The following is a 14694-nucleotide window of genomic DNA, read 5'->3' on the forward strand; positions in this document are numbered from 1 at the left end:
GCGGGCTTCGGAGCTTCCATGTATAGGATTCACCAAAGCCCATGAACTACGCCGAACCGCCTGATGCGGATATTCTCGAATTCATTGCCCAGGACGGCTGCACTGACGAGCAATTTGACAGGCTCGCCTTGCGTCTGTTTGCCTACCAGTACCACGCCAACGCGCCGTTTCGCAGTTTTTGCCAGCGGCGTGGCGCGACCATACGCAATGTGAAATCCTGGCGCGATATTCCGGCTGTGCCTATTGACGCTTTCAAAGCAATGGAACTGCGTTGCGAGCCGCAGTCGCCCACCGAGCGCGTTTTCATGACCAGTGGGACGACTCGCGCCGATATGCGCGGGCGGCATTTTCATCCTCGGCTGGATGTTTACGACCTATCGATGACGCGCAATTTTTCCTTGCGTTTTATGCGAGGTGTCGAACGTATGCCGATGGGGATTTTATTTCCGGACGAGATCGCCATGCCTAACTCGTCGTTGGCGCATTATCTGGCCTTGGCGAAATCCACGTTCGGCAGTGCAGACAGCCGATATTTCATGTCGCCGGAGGGGATCGATCTGGAGGGGCTGTGGCTGCGGCTCGAGCAGGCCGAGTGCCTCGGTGAGCCGTATGCGCTGCTGGGGGCGAGCTATAGCTTTGTGCACGTGATTGACGCGTTGCGTCAGTCGGGCCGATCCTTTCATCTGCCACCAGGTAGCCGTATCCTCGATACGGGAGGGTACAAGGGCCAATCCCGTGAACTCCCGTTGGAAGCTTTTTACGCGGCGCTGACCGAGCTGTTAGGCGTACCTCGTGAACTGTGCATCAATATGTACGGCATGACGGAGTTGAGCACGCAGTTTTATGACGACGGCAATGCGGTGGTGCCTTCTGTGAAATCCGGACCGCATTGGATTCGCTCGCGTTTGGTCGATCCCGCAACGGGCAATACGGTACCCGATGGCGAGCGTGGCATCTTGGCGCACTGCGATCTGGGCAACTTTAATTCGGTCACCACGATTCTGACTGAGGACGTAGGTGAACCGGCCGAGAATGGTTTCCTATTGTTGGGACGTGCCGAGGGGGCGCAAGCCAAAGGCTGCTCATTAGCGGTGGAAGAGTTCATCCGGTCGGCGGCATCATGAACACGCTGCGGGTCGAGGCTGGCTATTTACCGGGGCTGTCAGCCCATGAGGTGCAATGGCAGATATTGCCATTTGCTCAAGGCGACCAACGCGTCGAGGTATCGGTGCCGGTGTTGTCGCCGCAGCAGATGAGAACGCTGGCCGAGCGCGTCAGGCGAGCCAGTGCGCAGCATCTCAAAACGTTGCCGGTATCAGAGATTATTTCGATCATTGATCGTGCAGTTGCCCGTTTGCTGGATCCCAACGATCCATATCGCCGCCAAGCCGATGCCTTGTTGCCGCTGGTCAGTGGCTATGACGCAGAGATGGTGCGCCTGGGACTGACGGGTTTTTTCAAGACCTTTCGGGCGCCGCAGTTGCATCGTTTTGTCGTGGAAGACTTCGCCAATCCCAAAGTCCTGGATGCTTTTCAGCCTGCAGCCAAGGGTGGTGCAGTGCGGGCCTATGGGCCTGAGTTGTTGGTGCATAGCTGGGCGGGGAACGTACCTGCCTTGGCGTTGTGGAGCTTTGTGTGCGGCTTGCTGGTCAAGGCGGGCAATATCGGCAAACTTCCCAGCGCTGAGCCCTTATTTGCGGGATGGTTTGCACGGCTGCTGGCCGAAGTGCATCCGCCCTTAGCGGATTGCTTTGCCGTAGTGTGGTGGCGTGGGGCCGGTGACGAGGAGGCAGACGCGCTCTATGCGCAGGCCGACACGGTGGTAGCCTACGGCGGCAATGATTCACTGCAGGCGATTCAGCGCCGTCTGCCTGTTACGACACGATTTCTGCCGCATGGGCATAAGCTGGGTTTCGGCGTGATCAGTGCTGCTGCGCTTGACACGTTAAAGGCGCCCGCCGTCGCGCGACGTGCGGCTTGGGACGTGATGCGTTACGACCAGCAGGGGTGTTATTCGCCGCAAGTGTTTTATGTACAACGTGGCGGACAGGTTGCTCCTCGCGAGTTTGCGGGCTATCTCGCGGGCGAATTGGCGAACCTGCAGCGCCGCTATCCGAGGCGTGCGTTGGATTTGGCGGAGTCGGTATCGCTGGCGAAATGGCGGCAGTCCATTGAGTGGAGTGCCGCAGCCCAACGCGGCGTGGACGGGTTGATTGGCGATCATGAGGCGCAATGGAGTGTCGCCTATACGGACGATGCTCAGCCGCTGTCGCCGTCCGCGTTACAGCGCACTATCGTTGTTGCGGCGATCGACGTTTTGGAGGATGTGGGGCCTGCGGTGCAGGAGCGCAGTGCGTTGTTGCAGACCGCAGGCATCGCCGCTACACCAGAGGAACTCTATTGCCTCGCCGAGCAGCTCGGAGCAGTGGGCGTGACCCGCATCAGTGCCATGGGTTCGATGAGTATGCCCGAAGCGGGCTGGCATCATGATGGCCGTTTTAATCTGCTTGACCTGGTTCGTGTGGCCGAGATCGAGCAATCGGCTGAGGCGGCGGCCGAGCCCTTCGCCCCGTATGAAACATGAGCGTGGATGTGGACAGGCCGTTTCTTGATATGCGGCAGGTGGTGTACACCTATGCAGGCGGGCGGCCGATTGTGGATCGCGTCGACTGGCAATTGAAGACCGGCGGTTTTCATTGCCTGGTCGGCCGCAGCGGTTGCGGCAAGACGACGTTGCTCAAGCTCGCTGCCGGTCTGTTGGTACCGCAGTCGGGACGTATACAGCAAGGGGACGGCAAGCGCGTCGAGCCCGGGCCGCAATTAGGTTATATGTTCCAGGCGCCGACACTATTGGAGTGGCAGCGGGTTATCGACAATGTGCTCCTACCTGTGTCGTTGCAACGCCGGCCGCTCGCCGATGACGTCGCGCGAGCGCACGAGCTGTTGGCCATGTTGGGATTGTCGGGGCATGCGCAACACTATCCTCGGCAATTGTCCGGCGGGCAGCAAAGCCGGACGGCTTTGGCGCGGGCATTGATTCTTGAGCCAGCGCTGCTGTTGTTGGATGAGCCCTTTGCAGCGTTAGACGCTATCACGCGCGGCGAGCTGCAGGATGACCTGACGCGGATGTGCCAGTCGCGCAAGACGACGGTGCTGTTCGTCACACATGACATTGGCGAGGCAGTGTATTTGGCTGATCGCATTGGGGTCATGCATGAGGGGCGATTGCTGGCCGATATTCCGGTGGAATTGCCTGCGCCTCGTACTCAGTCCATGCGTCATGGTGCAGCGTTTAATACGTATTGCGCGCAGATATTCGACACGATGACGGGGGTGGCGAAATGAGACAGGTGCTGAGCCGCCGTGTGCTGCCTATGGTGTTGTTGATTGTGCTGTTGGGCGCATGGGAGCTCGTCGTGCGGCAAGCGGACATTTCCGCACTCGTGTTGCCGGCGCCTTCGGCGGTGGTGCGTACGTTATGGACGACGCTCTCCACGGGATACTTATGGCCGCACATCGGCGCGACGCTGGCGGAAATGCTATTGGGGTTGGCTCTAGGAGGTGCAGCGGGGCTGGCAATGGGCATCGCGTTAGCGGAATCAGCGCTGCTCGATCGCGTCTTCAAACCTTATGTCATCGTCAGCCAGGTGGTGCCCAAGCTGGCGCTGGCACCGCTGTTTGTGTTGTGGTTCGGTTTTGGCATCGCGCCCACAGTGGTGATGACAGCGCTGATCTGCTTTTTCCCCCTGATGGAAAACACGCTGACCAGTTTGCGGCAGGTCGATCCGAATCGCTTGCAGTTGTTCCGCATGTTGGGGGCGTCGCGTACGAAGACATTGTTGCGACTGAAACTGCCGGCGGGGTTGCCGGGGATTCTGGCGGGATGGCGGGTTGCGTTAGTGCTGGCCTTGGTCGGTGCCGTCGTCGGTGAGTTCATCGGCGCCAGCCGTGGGCTAGGTGCAGTCATTATCGCGGCGCAAGGCATGATGGATACCCCTCTGATGTTCGCCGCGTTGACCGCCATTGCTGCGATCGGATTGCTGTGCTATCAGGCCATGCTGATGTTTGAGCGGCGTTTGTTGCGTCCGTACGGCGATCATTTTTGAAATCTCTCAGGACTTTTTCATGCTTTGTTCACCCTCTCGTCGCGTCTTCTTGGCTGCTGCAGCGAGTCTGACTGCCGCATCGATTTTTGCTCCGATTGTGCGGGCTGACGAAGCCGCGTCCGGCAAAGTCACGTTGGCAGGTTGGAGCAAACCCATCTCAGAAATCACCAATCTGTTGGTGGAGCCGGACAAGGGATTCTTCAAGGCCCAGGGTATTGAACTGGTCTATCTGCCGGGTACAGGCGGTGGTGATGCCATTCGCAATATGCTGAGCGGACAGGCCGATGTGGCATTTACCGATCCCGGGTCCTTTTTCATGGCGTTGGACAAGGGAGAAAAATTACGGGCTATCTACGACATCTACCCACAGAATGTCTTTAACGTGGTCTCGCTCAAGTCCGCTAACATCACGCGTCCAGAGGATCTGAAAGGCAAACGTATCGGCGTCTACAGCCTGTCCAGCGGTACGCGGCAAAATCTGTTGGTGATGCTGCACCAGGCGGGCTTGACCGAATCCGATGTGGAAATCGTGGTGACGGGGGTGTTGAACTTTGCGCCGCTACTGCTGGGCCAGGTCGATGCCACTGCTGCTACGGACACGGGCCTACTTGTCGGCAGGCGGCGCGGTTTGGGCGACGTTGACGTGATGCAAGTCCGTGATCACATCAACGTGTCCAGCGATTTATTTGTCGTGCGTGAAGAAACCTATCAGCAGAAACAAGCATTGCTGCGCTCGTTCCTGAAGGCCTACCGTGACAGCGCTGCCTGGATGATCGCGCAGCCAGAAGAAGCCGCCGACTTGGCGAGCAAACGGGCGATCGATGGTACGGATCGGGATATCAACCTGGAAGTCATACGGTTACGTAACGATTCGGCGATGGCGCCTGCCGGCCCGGATGGGGTCAAACGCGCGCTGGGTGCCTTTGACCTGACGCTGCTGCAAAAGGCGGCCGACGCTTATCGCGATCTGGGTTTGATCCAACATTCGATTGATGTGGCGAATGTCGTTGATAGCAGCTTGTTGCCGGAGTCTTGATATGAGCGCCAGCCAGAAATTTACAGGCAAGGTCGTGTTGGTGACAGGCGCCAGCCGAGGCATCGGTGCCGAAATCGCGCGTGGTTTCGCCCGAGAGGGCGCAACCGTGGTCGTCAATTACCTGAGTAACGCCGCGGCGGCTGAGGCCGTGGTTGCCCAATGCCAAGCGTTGGGCGGCGATGCCTGGGCGGTACAGGCAGACGTTGGTTCCGCCGTAGCGGTACAGGCCATGGTCGATGCCATTGTGCAGGAGGCAGGCCGACTCGATGTGGTGGTCAACAATGCGCTGCGTCACTATGCGTTCGATCCGCGACGCCGTACGGTATTCGACGATCTGACATGGCAGGATTATCAATCGCAATTTGAAGGCTCTGTGGGGGCGGCGTTTAATGTTTGCCGCGCTGCGTTACCGCATTTCAAACAACGGGCCCAGGGTTGCATTGTCAATATCTCGACGAACTTGGTCGAGAACCCTGTGATTCCGTATCACGACTACACTACCGCGAAGGCCTCATTGGAGGCATTCAGCCGTAATCTAGCCGTTGAATTGGGTCCGTTTGGCATCCGGGTGAACTGTGTCGCGCCGGGTTTGGTTTATCCGACGGACTCCAGTGGCGGCACCCAGGAATCATTCCGCGATTCGCTGATCGCGGCAACGCCGCTGCGGCGTATCGCCAGGCCGGAAGATATTGCGGGACCGGTGCTGTTCCTGGCCTCGGATTGGAGCGGATTCATGACGGGGCAGGTTCTGTTGGTGGATGGCGGCTTGGTGATGCGGTAATCTGATGACTATGATCCATTTACCCTCTACGCCCAACATCGCCGCTTTACGCACGTTCGTGGTCAGCTTCGCGGATCTGCTATCGCGCCACAGTGACGAGCCGACGATTCTGCGCGAGGGCGGCGCATTGTTGGGCGAGCTCGTATCAAGAGACGATTGGTTGCCAGACGAGTATGCACAGCCCGATCCCGTTTACTATCGTCAGTATTTGCTGCACGCGGATTCTGCGCAGCGATTCTCGGTCGTGAGTTTTGTCTGGGGGCCTGGGCAGGTCACGCCCATCCATGACCATACGGTATGGGGCTTGATTGGTATGTTAAGGGGCGCAGAGTACTCGCAACCGTATGTGTTGAACCCTTCAACGGGTGTCGACAAATCGGGGAAAGCTGTCAGATTGGAACCTGGGCAGGTAGAGGCCGTTTCCCCTTCTGTGGGTGATGTGCATCGGGTCTCTAACGCTTACGACGATCAGGTGTCGATCAGCATTCATGTCTATGGTGCGAATATCGGCGCAGTGAGGCGTTCCGTCTACACGCCAGAGGGCGAGCGTAAACCGTTCATTTCCGGTTACCACAATACAAGCCTTCCCAATCTTTGGGATGTTTCCAAGGAACTCAAGCGCCAATGAGGGGTAGAGGTATGGGAGCCTCGACTTTGGGCTGGGGAGGATGTCAATTAACATGGCATTGCCCATAACCCTCTGCTTTTTAAGTTATTTCGATGGATCTCGTCGCGCTTGAGTATTTCTATGTCGTTGCACAGGCTGGCAGCGTGTCTCGCGCCGCCTCCGATCTAGGCATCGAGCAATCCACGCTGACCCGGCACATCACGCGTCTGGAGCACAGCGTGGGCATGAGGCTCTTTCACCGTTCGGGGCGAGGGATGATCCTGACAGAGAAGGGCCAGGCGATGTTTCGGGCGGCAGAAGAGGTCGTCGGCGCGGTTTCCCGCGCCCGCAGGACGGCAGCGGAGTTGGCCTCATCCGGGCCGGGCAAGATCACTATCGCGTCACAGCCGACGATCGCGAATACGACGTTTGGGGCGATTGGCCATGCATTGAAAGCCGAGTTTCCGCGTTCGACGATCCGCTTTGTCGAGGGGCTGGGGTCTCACATCATCAGTATGCTGCAGGACGGCGAGGTCGACGTAGCCTTGTTGTATCAGCCCACGCAGTCCAAGCTCATTGACTATGAGGAACTGCTCCGGGAAGATCTGTACTGCATTTGTTCATCGTCCATGACCAGCCCGCGCACCAAGTTCAGCGGCGCGGAATTGCTCAAACTGCCCATGGTCCTGCCCAGTACTGCGCATGGGCTGAAAGCGTGGCTGGAGGCATTGGCTCAGGATATTGGCGAACCGCCGAATATCGCTATCGAATGTGATGGTTCCACGCATCTGATGCGTCGGTTGGTGCAGCAAAACCATGGCTACACCATTCTGCCCCTGGCAGCGGTCACGGCAGAGTTGGCCGCGGGAACGTTGAAGGCCATTCGTATCGACCATCCCAGAGCTACCCGTACGGTCGCGTTGGCAACACCGCGCGGGCGTGCTCAGGTCGATAGCTACTGGACTGTCGTACAAATCATCAAACAGACCGTCGCGGATCTGGTCCGCTCCGGTCAATGGCCGAACGTTCAAGCTACGCCTGGATCCGCTTGTCAGGCGTGATCTGCAACGGATCGGTGACCAGTTCGAGGACGGCAACGCCGCCGGCTTTTTGCGCGCGCTCGAATGCCTGGGGAAAATCGGCCGCGTCCTGCACACGCTCTGCGTAGGCACCTAGCGAGGTCGCCAAGCTCACGTAATCCGAGCCGTGAATACGGGTGCCTGACACACGTCCCGGATATTCGCGTTCCTGGTGCATGCGGATGGTGCCATACATGCCGTTATTGACGAGCAACACGATCAATGGGGCACCGAACTCGACGGCGGTTGCGATTTCCTGCGGGTACATCATGAAGCATCCGTCGCCTGCGACGCAGACAACCGGACGTTGACCCTTGAAGCGCAACCCGGCCGCGACTGCAGCAGGCAGTCCATATCCCATTGCACCGCAGGTCGAGGCCAACTCAGTTCGGGCCGTGCGATAGCGGTAATAACGGTGCAGCCAGACAGAGAAGTTGCCTGCTCCATTCGTCAAAATGGCGTCCTCAGGCAGCACCTCGTTCAGATGCAGCATGACTTCGGTGAGATCTACGCCATTGAGCGATGGTTTTGGTTCACGACGCGACGTGAATGCGACAAAGGCTTCACGTGCCTGGGCTGTGCGCTGACTCCACGGAGCTTGGTTCGGGGCTTGCAGTTGCACCAGCGCACGCAGGGCGGCGTCCGAGGTAGCCTGAATCGCCAGGTCTGGCCGGAAAACGCGCCCGATCTCATCGGGCGACGGGTGGAAGTGAATCAGTTTCTGTTTCGGCGTGGGCAGGTCCAGCAGCGTATAGCCATCGGTGGGCACATCACCCAGGCGAGTGCCGACGGCTATGATCAAATCCGATTCTTGCACCAGGGCTTTTAGCGCCGGGCTCATGCCCAGGCTCATGTGGCCAACGTATTGCTTATTCTCGTTGTCCAGCAGGTCTTGGCGGCGGAACGAGCAGGCTACAGGCAGGTTCCACGCCTCGGCAAAGGTACGGAGATCCTCGCAGGCTTGTGCCGGCCAGTTGCTGCCTCCGATGATGACGAGCGGGCGCTGGGCAGTCTGCAAGGCGGAGGCGATTTGTTCGCGTGTAGACGCGCCCACCTCGGCCGTTTGGAGTTGAATCGGCTGGCAATCAGGCGCTGCCGTGAGCTCGGTCAGCATATCTTCGGGCAACGACACGACCACCGGACCCGGACGGCCGGACGCGGCAACGTTGAATGCCTTGGCCAGCAACTCGGGAACGCGGTGCGGGTCGTCGATTTCGATGACGAGCTTGGCGATGCTGCCGAAAAACTGTTGGTAGTCCACTTCTTGAAAGGCTTCGCGGCCACGATGGCTGCGGGCAATCTGGCCCACGAACAGGATCATCGGTGTGGAGTCCTGCTGGGCGATATGCAGACCAATGCTGGCATGCGTGGCGCCGGGGCCGCGTGTCACCATGCAGATGCCGGGTTTGCCCGTCAGCTTGCCATCGGCCTCGGCCATGTTGGCCGCCGCGCCCTCGTGTTTGGTGACGATCAGATCGATCTGACCTTCGACGTCTTTCAGGGCGTCCAGGACTTCCAGGTAGCTTTCACCGGGGACGCAGAATACGCGCTCTACACCGTGAGCGACGAGCGAGGAAACGAGGGCGCGGCCAGCGGTGCGCCCGGCCTGTTGTACTGGAGTGTTCATGGCGATTGTCAGTAGAGAAAGTCAGTCACCTTGGGCGGATCGGCGTGATGCCGGGGCTTGCGGCAATGGATGGCGGCAGGTTATCCCGCTTTAGGGGCGTTATGCGCTGCGTTTCGTGCATACCTGATGTGCCGAATCCGCATAGCGGTTCCATACGCGCGCGTATAGCATCGTCGATGCCGCTGGTCCGAAAGATGTTCCTGATCGCGGCACATAAAGGGGATTGTTCCCAGAAAAACGAGACATGACCGCTCCTACGAACTACACAACCTCGATTCCTCAAGACACGAGCGAGGCGGCCAATACGAAGCCCGTCGCTGCCAAGCCGTTACCCGCGGTGCTAAAACAGGTGCTCTGCCTGGATGATTTTCAGCCGCTTGCTCGCAACAAGCTTCCTCGACAGCTCTACAGCTACATAGCCAATGGCGCCGACGATGAAGTCTCGATGGGCCGCAACCGCCAGGCGTTTAACCGCTGGGCGTTTTCTCCGCGTGTGCTGGAGGGCGTGGAAAAGCGGACGCAAAGCATCACGTTGTTCGACCAGCAATACGCGAGCCCATTTGGGATCAGCCCCGTGGGATTGGCGGCAATGTGGAGCTATCGCGGGGACATCGTCCTGGCCAAGACGGCTCGTGAGCATCGCGTCCCGGCGGTCATGAGTGGCGCCTCGCTCATCCGGATGGAAGACGTCGCCGAGGCGGCCCCCGGGACCTGGTTTCAGGCCTATCTGCCGGGAGATGAAAAGCGTATCGCCGAGCTGCTGGCGCGTATTGAGGCGGCGGGTTTTGGCACCTTGGTCCTGACGGTGGACTTGCCGGTTCAAGTGAATCCCGAACGCTATGTGAAAAATGGCTTCTCTACGCCGCTGCGGCCCAGTGCGCGTTTGGCATGGGACGGCATCAGCCATCCACGTTGGCTGGCGGGGACTTTTTTGAGAACCCTTGCCCGCCATGGCATGCCTCATTTTGAAAACTGGCGTGCCGAGCGCGGTGCGCCGATTCTGTCAGCATCGGTGAAGCGCGATTTCGTCGCGCGCGACCATCTGTGCTGGGAACATGTCAAAGTTGCCCGCAAGCTCTGGAAAGGTCCCCTGGTCATCAAGGGGATCATGCGCAAAGAGGATGCCCTGCTCGCGCGTTCGGCAGGGGCAGACGGCATCATCGTATCCAATCATGGCGGACGTCAGTTGGACAGCGCGCTCTCGCCGCTGGACGTGTTGCCAGAGATCGCCGAGACGGCCGAGGGCCTCGTCGTGATGATGGATAGCGGTATTCGGCGCGGCACAGACGTTCTGAAAGCGCTGGCGCTAGGGGCCCGCTGTGTTTTCAATGGGCGCTCGTTCAACTATGCTGCAACCGTGGCGGGCGAAGCGGGCGTGGCGCATGCGATCCACATTCTGCGCACTGAAGTCGATCGTGATATGGCCTTGCTGGGGATCAATCATCCCTATGAGATCGACCACACGTTATTGCGCAGGGCGCCTCTCTAGGGGCCGGATATCGCCGGCAGGCAGGCTGATCCCCACAGATCATCGCCAAGGTTCAGGCTGACTGGACTGGCCTTGGATCATTGAATTAGAAAATCCAATATTGAGGAGCGTATAACCATGTCTCGTGTCATTGACCACCACCGTCGTTCGCTGCTGAAAGCCAGCGCTGCTGCCGTTGCTGCCGGCGCTGTCGGATTGCCCTTTACTGCACTGGCGGCAGAGTGGCCTGATCGGCCCATCACTTATACCGTGCCATTTGCGCCAGGCGGCGCGACCGACATTATCGGCCGCATTTATAGTGTTTCGGCAGCGAAAATCCTCGGTCAACCCCTTGTTGTGGAAAACATGGGTGGTACCGGCGGCAGCCTCGGGTCTGCCAAGGTCGCGCGCGCCAAGCCTGACGGCTACAACATTGTCGGCGGTACGATCAGCTCCCACGCGATCAATGTCAGCATTTATCCCGATATCGGTTATGACCCCGTCACGTCGTTCAAGCCCGTCATCCTGACAGGGAGCTTGCCCAATGTATTGGTAGTGCGAGCCGACAGCCCGTACAAGACGGTCCAGGATCTGATCGATGCGGGGAAAAAACCCGACAGTCAATTGAATTTTGGTTCGTCTGGTGTGGGCAGCTCGCAGCATTTGACCGGGGAGTTGTTCATGGATGTCACCGGCGTGAACATGCTGCACGTCCCGTACAAGGGCAGCGCCCCGTCTTTGCAGGCACTGGTGAGCGGCGAGATCGACCTGGTCTTTGACAACATCACGTCTTCGGTGCCGCTAATCCAGGCGGGTAGGTTGCGCGCGTTGGGTGTAACGTCGACGACGCCGTCGCCCGTCCTGCCGGACGTTGCCCCGCTGGACAAGCTGGGTCTGCCCGGTTTCGAGGTCCTGTCCTGGCAGGCCGTTTTCGCGCCCGCTGGCACGCCGGATGATGTGATTCAAAAACTGTATGCCGCGATGAGCCAGACGCTGAAACAGCCTGAAGTGCTGAAACAGCTCCAAGGACTCGGGTTGGATGTGTCCGGTGCCGGTCCAGAGGAGCTCGGTAAGTTTCAGAAGGCCGAAGTAGCGAAATGGGCCGACGTCGCCAAGAAAGCGAACATCAAGATGTAAAGAGGAGCCTGTAGGCGGTCTCATTCGCCTAGTGTTTTCCCTAGGTTCGAAAATTTCGGGGCATCAGTAATAACCATAAGCCCCGTTCATCGCTTCCTGGCGGGCGAGTATGCACCAGGCCCACCTTATAACCTTTAAGAATAGGCGGTGTAGTTGAAGGACTTTGACGGGGTGAGTGGCACGCGCCTAAGGTGGCGACCGTGCCGCTCCATTCGCGGCTGATGTGTCAACCACCATCGCCGCGTGCGTCACGTGGCCCCAAGGGAAACCATGAAACGTCCTGCACTTACTGTTCTGGCCGCTGCTCTTCTTGCTTTGGGCGCGGGATTGCAATCTACGGCTTACGCTCAAGATCGTCCGACGCTGCGTATCAGCTCGGGCGCTGCCGACAACGCGACACTGGATCCCCATCGTGCCACATCGACTGCGGATAAGGGCGTAGCGTCGGAGATGTTCGATGGCCTGGTTCGTTTTCCGCCGGGCAGCGCCGATCCAAAGGCCCTCGAACCGGACTTGGCAGAAAAATGGGAGTCCTCGCCGGACAGCAAGGTCTGGACCTTTCATCTGCGTAAAGGTGTGCAGTTTCATGGCGGGTACGGAGAGCTGAAGGCCGCTGACGTGGTGTACTCGATTGGGAGAGCGGCAGACCCCAAACGTTCCAGTTTCGCGGCGAATTTCGCCATCCTGGACAAGGTCGAAGCCGTCGACGACTACACCGTGAAATTCACATTGAAGTACCCAGACGCGGCCTTCCTGGGGCGCGTGTCTGATTATCATGGTGGCAACATCGTCAGCAAGGCCGCGGCAGAAAAACTCGGCGACAAGTTTGGGCAGGCGCCGATAGGTACGGGTCCATTCGCCTTTGGCGAGCATGTGACACAGCAATATGTGAAGCTCGTCGCCAATGATGCCTATTTCCGTGGCAAACCAAAACTGGCGGGCATCACGTATCGAATGATTCCTTCGGATAGTGCTCGCGAGCTGGCCTTTACGTCGAACGAAATCGACGTGATGCAGGGCAAGCGGGAACAGCGTTGGGTGGAGCGATCCGTCAAGCGTGGGATGAAGGTCGATATTTTCGAGCCGGCCGAATTCCGTACGTTGTTCATCAATCGCAGTATCAAGCCTCTGGATAATCTGAAGGTACGTCAGGCGATTGCCGCGGCTATCAATGTCGATGAGATTGTGCGTTATGCAGGCAAGGACGTCGCTGAAAAGGGCTGTTCGGTTGTGCCGAACGGGTATCTGGGCCAAGACTGCAGCGCGGGCGCGTATGCCCATGATCTAGACCGCGCCAAGGCGCTATTGACCGAAGCCGGCTTTCCGAACGGTATTGCGATCAAATCGATCGTCTCGAATATTTCGGCGCAACAGCCCATCATGGAGATTATCCAGGCGCAGTTGGCCAAGGCGGGGATCAAGCTGGAAATGGAGGTCGTAGACCATGCGACCTATCAGGCCAAGAGTCGAAAGGACCAGAGTGCGCTAGTGTTTTACGGTGCGGCGCGGTTCCCTAATGCGGACGTGTACCTGAGCGAATTCTACGATTCGGCAGCCGCTATCGGGGCTCCTGCTGCGATGTCGAATTTTGGACATTGCGCGGTAGGGGATGCGGACATACGCGCCGCACGCATCGAGCCGGATCCACAAAAGCAGCTCGCCCTCTGGAAAGACGCGCAAGCCAAGATTCACGACGATGTCTGCTCCGTGCCGCTTTTTGGGTTGAAGCAAGTATGGGCGCGGGGCGACGGTGTGAACTACGGCTATGACCTGAAGGGAGCGCTGAATCTGCAGCCCTCCATCACAGAGGCGGCCACGTTGTCGGCCCCTTGAGTGGCGAGGGGCCTTGGCCGGCCCTTTTGTTAACCCTTTAGCACCTCGCGGGATACTTGCGACGCGACGTTCCGGGCTTCCTGGATGAATGTATCTGTCAAGCTCGCGTTGCGCGATGCATGTGCGCGACAGAGCTGGAAATGGAACTGCATTTCGGGATCAAAGCGTCGCAATACCAGGCGATTTTGCAATCCATCGGCAAATAACGGATGAATCAAGGACACACCCAAGCCAGCGGCGACCAATTCGCATGCGGTGGGTGCCGTGTTCGCATCCAACACCACATTCAAGGTGGCGTTGCTGCGTTCGAATGCGGCCTCTACCAGCTCATGTGTCTGGCTGTCCGACGCAAAGGCCACAAAAGGTTCGCCGCTCAAGTCCCGCGGGCGGATCACGCGTTTGCGTGTCAATGCGTGATTGACATGCATGGCACAGACCAGGGGATGTTGGAACAACGTCTCTCGCTCGATATACGGATTGTCCACGCGGCTGCCGACCAACGCTACATCGATCTGACGGGTGGCCAGCCAGTTTGCCAAAAACAGCGAGGCCCGGTTTTGGACGGACACATGTACATCGGGATGAATCTTCAGAAAATTTTCGATGACACGGCGTATGAAAGATCCAGACAACGCCGGCATCACGCCCACCACCAGATTGCGGGCTTCGTTGCGACGGATAGAGTCAACGGCTTGCTCGACCTGACGCAGACCGGCAAAGACTCGATCGACCTCGTGATAGAGCTGCATGCCTTGCGGCGTCGGGGCGAGCTTGCCGCGTACGCGGTCGAACAAGGTCAGTCCGGTATCTGCTTCCAGATGCGCCAGCAATTTGCTGACGGCGGGTTGGGATACGTTCAACACCAGCGCTGCCTGACTGACAGTGCCGTGTTCGATGATGGCTTTGAAGGCCTCTACTTGTCTCAGATTCAAGGGTTGCTGCATGACCTCGGTCCTATAACTTTTAATCGATTGGCGAGTGGTCGTTCCTGTTTTGGTTATAGGGTGATTTATAGCGCAA

General features: G+C 58.6%; 13 protein-coding genes. 11 read left to right on the top strand and 2 right to left on the bottom strand.

The features are described 5' to 3' along the window. The first annotated feature begins 41 nt into the window (after positions 1 to 41). The 8 genes from ACNA0J_RS06500 (at position 42) to ACNA0J_RS06535 (ending at position 7591) form a co-directional block, all read left to right on the top strand. A complete protein-coding gene (locus ACNA0J_RS06500; protein WP_415817588.1) occupies positions 42 to 1124 on the top strand; it encodes a LuxE/PaaK family acyltransferase in 1083 nt (360 codons plus the stop codon). Further along, on the top strand, positions 1121 to 2584 hold the full coding sequence (locus tag ACNA0J_RS06505) for an acyl-CoA reductase (protein ID WP_415817591.1): 1464 nt from the start codon (positions 1121 to 1123) through the stop codon (positions 2582 to 2584). Before ACNA0J_RS06500 ends, ACNA0J_RS06505 begins: the two co-directional genes overlap by 4 nt. After that, positions 2581 to 3345, top strand: a complete 765-nt coding sequence (locus tag ACNA0J_RS06510; protein WP_415817592.1) for an ABC transporter ATP-binding protein — start codon at positions 2581 to 2583, stop codon at positions 3343 to 3345. The genes ACNA0J_RS06505 and ACNA0J_RS06510 overlap by 4 nt, the downstream gene beginning before the upstream one ends. Continuing rightward, the gene (locus tag ACNA0J_RS06515) at positions 3342 to 4106 is read left to right on the top strand and encodes an ABC transporter permease (RefSeq protein WP_415817594.1); all 765 of its coding nucleotides are present in this window, start codon (positions 3342 to 3344) and stop codon (positions 4104 to 4106) included. The genes ACNA0J_RS06510 and ACNA0J_RS06515 overlap by 4 nt, the downstream gene beginning before the upstream one ends. A gap of 19 nt (positions 4107 to 4125) precedes the next feature. Continuing rightward, positions 4126 to 5142: an ABC transporter substrate-binding protein gene (locus ACNA0J_RS06520; RefSeq protein ID WP_415817596.1), complete on the top strand. Its 1017-nt coding sequence runs from the start codon at positions 4126 to 4128 to the stop codon at positions 5140 to 5142. Position 5143: 1 nt separating this feature from the next. Further along, positions 5144 to 5923 (top strand): 3-oxoacyl-ACP reductase, encoded by a 780-nt coding sequence (locus ACNA0J_RS06525; RefSeq protein ID WP_415817598.1) that lies wholly within the window; start codon positions 5144 to 5146, stop codon positions 5921 to 5923. 4 nt (positions 5924 to 5927) lie between these two features. Next, on the top strand, positions 5928 to 6551 hold the full coding sequence (locus ACNA0J_RS06530; protein ID WP_415817600.1) for a cysteine dioxygenase family protein: 624 nt from the start codon (positions 5928 to 5930) through the stop codon (positions 6549 to 6551). A 92-nt stretch (positions 6552 to 6643) separates the two neighbouring features. Continuing rightward, positions 6644 to 7591 (top strand): LysR family transcriptional regulator, encoded by a 948-nt coding sequence (locus ACNA0J_RS06535; RefSeq protein WP_415817602.1) that lies wholly within the window; start codon positions 6644 to 6646, stop codon positions 7589 to 7591. On the opposite strand, the gene ACNA0J_RS06540 is transcribed toward ACNA0J_RS06535, so the two are convergent. Continuing rightward, positions 7563 to 9236: a thiamine pyrophosphate-binding protein gene (locus tag ACNA0J_RS06540; RefSeq protein ID WP_415817604.1), complete on the bottom strand. Its 1674-nt coding sequence runs from the start codon at positions 9234 to 9236 to the stop codon at positions 7563 to 7565. The two genes, ACNA0J_RS06535 and ACNA0J_RS06540, sit on opposite strands and share 29 nt — an antisense overlap. Positions 9237 to 9480: 244 nt before the next feature. Between ACNA0J_RS06540 and ACNA0J_RS06545 the strand changes: the two genes are divergently transcribed. The 3 genes from ACNA0J_RS06545 (at position 9481) to ACNA0J_RS06555 (ending at position 13674) form a co-directional block, all read left to right on the top strand. Beyond that, on the top strand, positions 9481 to 10725 hold the full coding sequence (locus tag ACNA0J_RS06545) for an alpha-hydroxy acid oxidase (RefSeq protein ID WP_415817606.1): 1245 nt from the start codon (positions 9481 to 9483) through the stop codon (positions 10723 to 10725). A 117-nt stretch (positions 10726 to 10842) separates the two neighbouring features. Next, positions 10843 to 11841 (top strand): Bug family tripartite tricarboxylate transporter substrate binding protein, encoded by a 999-nt coding sequence (locus ACNA0J_RS06550; protein WP_415817608.1) that lies wholly within the window; start codon positions 10843 to 10845, stop codon positions 11839 to 11841. 270 nt (positions 11842 to 12111) lie between these two features. Beyond that, positions 12112 to 13674, top strand: coding sequence for an ABC transporter substrate-binding protein (locus tag ACNA0J_RS06555; RefSeq protein ID WP_415817610.1), 1563 nt, complete (start codon positions 12112 to 12114; stop codon positions 13672 to 13674). A gap of 29 nt (positions 13675 to 13703) precedes the next feature. Here the strand turns inward: ACNA0J_RS06555 and ACNA0J_RS06560 are convergent, their stop codons facing one another. Beyond that, positions 13704 to 14618 carry a LysR family transcriptional regulator gene (locus tag ACNA0J_RS06560; RefSeq protein ID WP_094822782.1) on the bottom strand — a complete coding sequence of 305 codons (915 nt, stop codon included), beginning with the start codon at positions 14616 to 14618 and terminating at the stop codon, positions 13704 to 13706. Positions 14619 to 14694: the final 76 nt, after the last annotated feature.

This window comes from Bordetella tumbae (assembly GCF_965139195.1).
In the GTDB taxonomy this organism is placed as follows: Bacteria; Pseudomonadota; Gammaproteobacteria; order Burkholderiales; family Burkholderiaceae_B; genus Bordetella_A; species Bordetella_A tumbae.